Annotated in this window: 1 pseudogene; it reads left to right on the top strand. The window is 61.6% G+C overall.

Going from position 1 to position 567, the window contains the following annotated elements:
* A pseudogene (locus tag J5M58_RS25970) lies at window positions 1-567 on the top strand (hypothetical protein); the annotation flags it as partial.

The following is a 567-nucleotide window of genomic DNA, read 5'->3' as shown; positions in this document are numbered from 1 at the left end:
AAGCTGTCGTCCCCCGCCTTGAACCGCATGTTCCCGCTTCCGGCACCAGCGAACTGCTCTGGTTGAAATGGCTGCAGGACCCGGACAGCCCGCCCTACCGCGCGTTGTTGATGCGGGATCGCTCTCTGCTGGCCGGCCTGCTACCCAGTTTTTCCGCCGCAGAGGCGATCAACTGGAACGACAGCGACAAGCTCTACGGCATGCTGAGCAAGATTATCGCCAGCGATGACGCCGGCCTGCGCATGCGCAATACCCTCAAGCAGGCCATTGCTGAAACGCAGGGTGCGCTCAATGCAGCCAGTCAGCGGCTGGCGCCCTGTCTGTCGCCTGGCATTCAGAAGGCCGTGCGGCATCTGAACAGCGTCACGCAGTTTCTCTACAACGGCGTGCACCTGATCGAACTGGAAGTGAAGATGAAGCTGGGCGAGTACTACGCCTTGCAGAGTGCGCACCTTCGGGAGTTGCAGCACAAGGCCAATGCGTCGATCGCCGAGGCGCGGGACCGGATGCGCCGCAATATCGATGACTTCGAGTTTGGCTCGATGAAGGCCATGCGCAAGGTGCGGC

The sequence above is a fragment of the Pseudomonas sp. 32_A genome, assembly GCF_017490905.1.
Classification (GTDB): Bacteria; Pseudomonadota; Gammaproteobacteria; order Pseudomonadales; family Pseudomonadaceae; genus Aquipseudomonas; species Aquipseudomonas inefficax.
The sequence above is the reverse complement of the archived record's forward strand: the minus strand, read 5'-3'. Positions and strand labels throughout refer to the sequence as shown.